Raw genomic sequence first — 6,809 nt, forward strand, 5'->3', positions numbered from 1 at the left:
CGGGGCGCGCGCAGAATGAGAGAAAAAGTACCGGCGTTGGGAGCACACGGTGATCCTCATCGGCATCATTCTGCTTGTGGTCGGATTCCTCACCAGCATCTCCGTCCTGTGGACCATCGGGATCATCCTGGTCGTGATCGGCGCGATCCTCTGGGTACTGGGCGCTGTGGGGCACGCGGTGGGTGGCAGGCGCCACTACTGGTGACGTTCCCGTCCTCCCCGTTTCCGTCCTTCCGGGGTCCAGTGCGTCCGCGCACGCGTGGCACCCGTACCGGGACCGGCACCGCGCTCAGGGGTCCGGTCCCGGCGCAGGGCCTGGTGGACCGCCCAGACCACGGAGACCAGCGGCACCGCCACCACGGCCCCCACCACACCGGCGGTGATCGCGCCCCCGATCACCGAGAGCGCGACCACGACCGGATGCAGACGGACGGCCCAGCTCATCACCAGCGGCTGGAGCAGATGGCCCTCGATCTGGCCGATGATCACGATGAGCGCGATCACGACGGCCGCCACGACCGGGCCCTTCAACGCCAGCGCGACCACCGCCGCGATCCCCAGGGCGATCGGTGACCCGATCAGGGGCACGAAGGCGGCGAAGAACTCCAGCAACGCCAGGGGGAACGCCAGCGGCACCCCCAGCGCGAGCAGGGCGAGTCCGACGAGTACGGCGTTGGTCGCGGCCACCAGGACGATGCCGTGGGTGTATCCGACGAACGTCGTCCAGGCCGCACGGCCCGTGATCTCCACCCGCCCGCGCACTCCGGCCGGGAGCTGGTCGCAGAACCAGCGCCACTGGCGTTCGCCCGAGTGGATGAAGAAGACGGAGCAGAAGACCGCCAGAGCGAACACCGTCAGGATCTCGATCAGTCGGCCCACACCGGTGAGCGCCGTGCTGAGCAGGGCCGACCGATGGCTGGACAGGAAGTGCCCCGCCCGGTTACGGAGATCGGTCAGCGCCGTGGGGCTCAGCCGGAACGGCGGCTTTTCGAGCCAGCGCCCGATCCGGGAGATGCCCTCCCCGAACTGCCGTTCAAGACCGGCCATCTCCCCGGCCACCACCTCGCCGATCAGCGACAGCACGCCGAGAAGCAGGACGATGCTGCCGAGGAGCGCCACCGCGACGGCGAGCGGCCGGGGCATCACCCGGTCCAGGAGATCCGCCACCGGGCGCAGCATCGCGGCGCCGACCAGCCCGAGGAAGACCGCGACCACGAGGTCGTGGAACCGTCCCAGAACGATGAGTACGCCGTACACGAGGCCCGCAACGAGGAGGATCCGCCACGCGTAGGCGGCGCTCTTGCGTAGTACGGGGGAGACACGTGGCCCGTCCGCCGGGACGGCAGCCGCGCGCCGCGCGCCGATCCGCCGGGCGGCGGGTCCGCCGGTACGGCGCGGCACGCGGCGCCGGGCGGCACGGATCCGGCGCCGCCACCCCTCGCGCGGGTGGCCTGGATCCGGAAGGTCGGGCTGAGGGTGCGATCGCCTGGGCATTCCTTGCTGGTACCAGACGGCGGCACACCGGCCCAGCTCCCGCGACCGGGTGCGCCCGAAGTCACCCCCACAGGCGGATCCCCGGGGCCGGCGGGGGCCGCGACGCGAAACCGGGGCCCGGGTAGATCAGCGGGCGGACCAGGACATGGCAGCGGGCGCCCTGTGCCAGTCCCATGGCGTCCGGGCCGAGGTCATCGCGGGTGCTCCTCGGACCGCTCCAGGAAATCCATCAGCCGCTCGTTCAGCGGCTGCGGCGTGGAGGTCCTCAGTTTCGCCGCGCTGCGGAAGACGGATACCGACAGACGGCGCGCCCGACCGCAGCGCCCCGACTTCCACGTCCTCGCCCTGATCACCGAGGGCGCCGGCGCCCATGAAGCGGACTTCCGGCACTACGCGTTGCACCCGGGCGGCATCGTGTGGATCAGGCCCGGTGTGGTGCATCGATGGAGCGACGTCGATCGTCTCGACGGGCCCCTGGCCCTCTTCCAGCCGGGCTTTCTGTCCGCCCCCGGTCTCGACACCGGGGGCGTCACCTCTCCCGTCTGCTGGAGTCTGTCGCCCGACGTCCTTCCGCTGGCCGTGCTGGCCGCCGAGCATCTGGACCAGGAGCGCCGCGCGGCGGTGCGCTCACCGCGTCTGGCCTCCCCCGCGCTGGTCTCCCACCTCCTGGCCGCACTGGTCCTGCGCGTACGTCCGGAGGCCGGCGCACCGGCGGACCACGACGCGGCCGGGAGCCGGTCGTTCGAGGTCCTCCACGCCTACCGCACCGCGGGCGAGGAGCACTTCACCCGGTGGCACCAGGCCGGCGAGTACGCCCTGGGCTCGGCTACGAGACCCGCACCCGCACCCGCACGCGCACCCGCGCGACTCGCGCCGGCGCCGGAACCGGTGCCAAGGCCTTCCTCGACCAGCGCACCCTGCTGGAAGCGAAACGGCTGCTCGCCCACGCCGGTCTGCCGATCGGCAGATGCGCGCACCGCCTCGGGTTTCGCGACACGGCCAACTTCACCACCTTCTTCCGGCGGCAGACCGGCCTCGCCCCCACCGCGTGGGCCGCCGGCCTCCACCTCCCGCCGAGCAACCTCCCGTGACGCCGGAGCACCTGTCAGGGGCGTCCTGAGGCGCCGGAGCGGACGGCCGCGACGGCGCCGCCGTCGACGAGGAGGTCCGTGCCGGTGATGAAGGTCGCGGCCGGGCCGAGCAGGAAGGCGGTGGCGTCGGCGATGTCGTCGGGCGTACCCAGCCGTCCGGTGGCGGACGCCTCGACCATGGCGCGCATCTGCCGCCCGGCCTCCCCGGCCAGTTCCTGCCTGCCCATCGGGGTGGCGATGACACCGGGACTGATCGAGTTGACGCGGGCGCCGCGCTCACCCCAGGCGGGAGCGGCGGCCTGTACGCGGAGTACGTTGGCGCGCTTGGCGAGGCTGTAGGCGCGGCCCGCGTCGGTGGCCGTCTCCCCGCCCGCGTACGGCAGACGCAGCAACTCCTCGGCGGGGGTGTGGGCCAACTCGCGCTCCTGCCGGGGGTCGAGAGGGGCCGGCAGATGGCCGGCCATGCTGGCGATGACGACGCCCGCGCCGCCCGGTGCGACGACCCGGCCGAACTCTTCGAGGACCAGGGCGACTCCGAGCAGATCGACCCGGAGCACCGCCGGCGCGGGCGCCTGCGCGGGGGAGAGACCGGCCGTGTGGACGACCTGGGTGACGGCCCCGCGCTCCGCCGCCGCGGCGGCGAGGCCGGCCACCGACGCGCGCGAGGAGACATCGACGTGGTGGGTGGCGACGTCGTAGCCGTCACCCCGCAGAGCCTCGGCGGTCGAGTCCAGGGCGGCCTGGTCGACATCGGCCAGCAGCAGGGTCCTGCCCGCGCCCTGGCGGCGCGCGATCGCCCTCCCCATCCCGCCGACACCGATCACGACGACTACGTCCCTGTTCATGAGCTGCCTTCCCGTCACCTGTGACTGAACCGTCATCTATTACGAAACAATCCGTCTCGTAAAGAGACCGTACCCCTCCGCGGCGCCCAGGGTCGCGCCGGCTGCCTACCCTGGGACCATGACAGAGGGGCGCGGCCGACCGCGCAGTACGACCGCCCACCGGGCCATCCTCGACGCCACGCGGGATCTGCTGATCGAGAACGGCTACGCCCGGCTGTCGATCGACCGGGTCGCCGCTCGGGCCGAGGTGGGCAAGCAGACCGTCTACCGGCGCTGGCCCTCCAAGGCGCCGCTCGTGGCCGAAGCCGTGCTGGACGGCGCCCACGCCCCCGCCCCGGCCGACACCGGTGATATCCACCGGGACCTGAGGGCCTGGCTGCACGGGCTGGTGGCGTTCATGGCCGACGCGCGGAACGCGGCGCTGATCCGGGCCCTCACCGCGGCCGCCGCGGAGGACCCGCACGATGCCGAAGCCCTCTACGAACGGCTCACCGGGCCGCAGCGCGACGAGCTGGTCCGGCGGCTGTGGGCCGGAGTCGAGGCCGGACAGGTGCGGGTCGACGCGGACCTGGACGCGGTCGCCGACGCTCTCACCGGTGCGCTGGTGTACCAGACGCTGGCCGGCGACGACTCCCTCTCCGTCCGGCGGGCCGACGGGCTGTTCGACGTCATCATGCGGGGGCTGCGGGCCGACCGGCCGACGACGGCCGCCGACCTCTCCTCGGCATCGAAAGGTTTCGTCGTCAACTCCGAATGACGTGAGGAGTATTGACGCTTCCGCTGGGGCTTCTATCATCCAAGTTGTCCGAAGAGCTGGCCCATGTTCGGTATTTCGAACTTACATCTCTCGGACTGTGACCGGTCCGGCGTGCTCTGCGGTACGTAGCGGCATCGTGCGGGTCGGAATGGTCCCTGTGGAGTCCCCTGGAACCCAGCGGTAGTTCGGGCGGATTGTCGAAACCTTTCGCATTCGTACGCGAGGAGGCGCGCCTTCACCATGTCCTGCGCACCAAGACGGTCACCGACAACCTCTCCGTGACGATATCCACGGGTTCGCCCTCTTCGCAGAACCCCAGAACCCCAGAACCCCAGAACCGCACCCGCACCACCGCATCCGCATCCGCATCCGCATCCGATCGTACGAGGAGAGCCATGAACCCACCCATGCGCCGCCGCGGCCGGCGGCGCCGCGACACCGTGACAGGTCTGCTGACCGCCGCAGCGCTCCTGGCGACCGGGGTCGCCGCCGCCGCGCCCGCGCCCGCCCCGGAGACCGCAGCGGTCCAGGCGAGCACGCTGGGTGCCCAGGCGGCCCAGTCCGGACGGTACTTCGGGACCGCCGTGGCCGCCGGCAAGCTGGGCGACGGAAGGTACGCGGCGATCCTGGACCGCGAGTTCAACTCCGTCACGCCCGAGAACGAGATGAAGTGGGACACCGTCGAGCGGTCCCGCGGCTCGTTCGACTTCGGCCCCGCCGACCAGATCGTCAACCGCGCCTCGGCGCGCGGCCAGCGCGTCCGGGGCCACACCCTGGTCTGGCACTCCCAGCTGCCGGGCTGGGTCAGCTCCCTCACGGACGCGAACACACTGCGCGGGGTGATGGACAACCACATCACCACCGTGATGAACCACTACAAGGGCAAGGTGCAGACCTGGGACGTGGTCAACGAGGCCTTCGCCGACGGCGGCAGCGGACAGCACCGCCCCTCGGCGTTCCAGAACCTGCTCGGCGACGGTTTCGTCGAGCAGGCCTTCCGCACCGCGCGGACGGCCGATCCGGCGGCCAAGCTCTGCTACAACGACTACAACATCGAGAACTGGAGCGACGCCAAGACCCAGGGCGTGTACCGCATGGTGCGCGACTTCAAGGCGCGCGGCGTACCCATCGACTGCGTAGGGTTCCAGGCGCACTTCGGCACCGGCGGCCCGCCGGCGAACTTCCAGACGACGCTGTCGAGCTTCGCCGCGCTCGGCGTCGACGTACAGATCACCGAACTCGACATCGCCCAGGCGCCCACGGCCGCGTACACCAACACCGTCCGGGCGTGCCTGAACGTCTCACGGTGCACCGGGATCACCGTGTGGGGCATCCGCGACAGCGACTCCTGGCGCAGCGGGGAGAACCCGCTGCTGTTCGACCGTAACGGCGACAAGAAGGCGGCCTACCAGGCGACACTGACGGCCCTCGGCGGCAGCGCGGTCACGGCGGCACGCACCGCGAGCACCCGCTCGGCCTCCACCGCGGCGGCTCTGCCCGGCAGTTTCTCCTGGAGCTCCAGCGGTGCGCTGATCGCCCCGAAGCCGGACTCGACACACAACATCGCCGGGATCAAGGACCCGTCGGTCGTGCACTACAACGGCAAATACCACGTGTTCGCCAGCACCGCGAGCGCCTCCGGCTACAACCTGGTGTACCTGAGCTTCAGCGACTGGTCGCAGGCGGGTTCGGCCACCCACCACTACCTGGACCGCGGCGCGATCGGCACCGGTTACCGGGCCGCGCCGCAGGTGTTCTACTACGCCCCGCAAGGGCTGTGGTACCTCGTCTACCAGACCGGGAACGCGTCCTTCTCCACCAACCCGGACATCAGCAATCCGAACGGCTGGAGCGCGCCCCGCAACTTCTACTCCTCGATGCCCGACATCATCCGGCAGAACATCGGCAACGGCTACTGGGTCGACATGTGGGTGATCTGCGACAGCGCCAACTGCTATCTCTTCTCGTCCGACGACAACGGACACCTGTACCGCTCGCAGACCACCGTCTCCCAGTTCCCGAACGGGTTCACCAACACCGTCATCGCGGCCCAGGACGCGAACCGGTACGCCCTGTTCGAAGCCGCCAACGTCTACAAGGTGCAGGGCGGCAACCAGTATCTGCTGCTGGTGGAGGCGATCGGGTCGGACGGGCGGCGCTACTTCCGGTCGTGGACCGCGAGCGGCCTCGGCGGTTCGTGGACGGCGCTGGCCGCCTCGGAGGGCAACCCCTTCGCCCGGGCGAACAACGTCACCTTCCCGGCCGGTTCCTGGACCAGGGACGTGAGCCACGGCGAGATGATCCGGGCGGGTTACGACCAGACGCTGACGATCCCCGCCTGCAAGCTGCAGTACCTGTATCAGGGCATGAACCCCGGCGCGAGCGGTGACTACAACACACTGCCGTGGCGGCTCGGCCTGCTCACCCAGACCAACTCGGCCTGCTGACCGGCCGGCCGGACCACCGCGGGGGCTCCCGGTCCGCCGGACCCCGCGGTGGTCCGGCCCGGCCCAACCCCCCGCCCGCGGCTTCCCATACCCGGGGTCGCAGCAACCCACCCCCCACCAGCGGCGGCCCCCGACCCACGGGCCCCACGCCGCCGGCCGCCACCCGGCCGCGCTG

6 protein-coding genes and 1 pseudogene are annotated in these 6,809 nt (G+C 71.2%); 5 read left to right on the plus strand and 2 right to left on the minus strand.

Going from position 1 to position 6,809, the window contains the following annotated elements:
- Nucleotides 1–49: 49 nt before the first annotated feature.
- The gene (locus ACIQ7D_RS04865; RefSeq protein WP_403933562.1) at nucleotides 50–205 is read left to right on the plus strand and encodes a DUF6131 family protein; all 156 of its coding nucleotides are present in this window, start codon (nucleotides 50–52) and stop codon (nucleotides 203–205) included.
- Here ACIQ7D_RS04865 and ACIQ7D_RS04870 read toward each other — a convergent pair.
- Nucleotides 196–1,494, minus strand: a complete 1,299-nt coding sequence (locus ACIQ7D_RS04870; RefSeq protein ID WP_403933564.1) for an AI-2E family transporter — start codon at nucleotides 1,492–1,494, stop codon at nucleotides 196–198. The two genes, ACIQ7D_RS04865 and ACIQ7D_RS04870, sit on opposite strands and share 10 nt — an antisense overlap.
- A 255-nt stretch (nucleotides 1,495–1,749) precedes the next feature.
- Between ACIQ7D_RS04870 and ACIQ7D_RS04875 the strand changes: the two are divergent.
- Nucleotides 1,750–1,881: pseudogene (locus ACIQ7D_RS04875) on the plus strand (AraC family transcriptional regulator); the annotation flags it as partial.
- A gap of 404 nt (nucleotides 1,882–2,285) precedes the next feature.
- Nucleotides 2,286–2,585, plus strand: a complete 300-nt coding sequence (locus ACIQ7D_RS04880) for a helix-turn-helix domain-containing protein (RefSeq protein ID WP_403933566.1) — start codon at nucleotides 2,286–2,288, stop codon at nucleotides 2,583–2,585.
- A 14-nt stretch (nucleotides 2,586–2,599) separates the two neighbouring features.
- On the opposite strand, the gene ACIQ7D_RS04885 is transcribed toward ACIQ7D_RS04880, so the two are convergent.
- Nucleotides 2,600–3,430, minus strand: a complete 831-nt coding sequence (locus tag ACIQ7D_RS04885) for an SDR family oxidoreductase (protein ID WP_403933567.1) — start codon at nucleotides 3,428–3,430, stop codon at nucleotides 2,600–2,602.
- Between the two features lie 118 nt (nucleotides 3,431–3,548).
- On the opposite strand from ACIQ7D_RS04885, the gene ACIQ7D_RS04890 reads away from it, so the two are divergent.
- Both ACIQ7D_RS04890 and ACIQ7D_RS04895 read left to right on the plus strand, forming a co-directional pair.
- A complete protein-coding gene (locus tag ACIQ7D_RS04890; RefSeq protein ID WP_403933569.1) occupies nucleotides 3,549–4,187 on the plus strand; it encodes a TetR/AcrR family transcriptional regulator in 639 nt (212 codons plus the stop codon).
- Between the two features lie 395 nt (nucleotides 4,188–4,582).
- Nucleotides 4,583–6,634 (plus strand): non-reducing end alpha-L-arabinofuranosidase family hydrolase, encoded by a 2,052-nt coding sequence (locus ACIQ7D_RS04895; protein WP_403933571.1) that lies wholly within the window; start codon nucleotides 4,583–4,585, stop codon nucleotides 6,632–6,634.
- The last annotated feature ends 175 nt before the right edge of the window (nucleotides 6,635–6,809 follow it).

It is taken from the genome of Streptomyces sp. NPDC096310, from assembly GCF_044763125.1.
In the GTDB taxonomy this organism is placed as follows: domain Bacteria; phylum Actinomycetota; class Actinomycetes; order Streptomycetales; family Streptomycetaceae; genus Streptomyces.

Bases quoted from the DNA above. Each gene is read 5' to 3' on its own strand.
- ACIQ7D_RS04890 (WP_403933569.1), top strand. From the start codon at position 3,549: ATGACAGAGGGGCGCGGCCGACCGCGCAGTACGACCGCCCACCGGGCC.
- ACIQ7D_RS04885 (WP_403933567.1), bottom strand. From the start codon at position 3,430: ATGAACAGGGACGTAGTCGTCGTGATCGGTGTCGGCGGGATGGGGAGG.
- ACIQ7D_RS04895 (WP_403933571.1), top strand. From the start codon at position 4,583: ATGAACCCACCCATGCGCCGCCGCGGCCGGCGGCGCCGCGACACCGTG.
- ACIQ7D_RS04870 (WP_403933564.1), bottom strand. From the start codon at position 1,494: ATGCCCAGGCGATCGCACCCTCAGCCCGACCTTCCGGATCCAGGCCAC.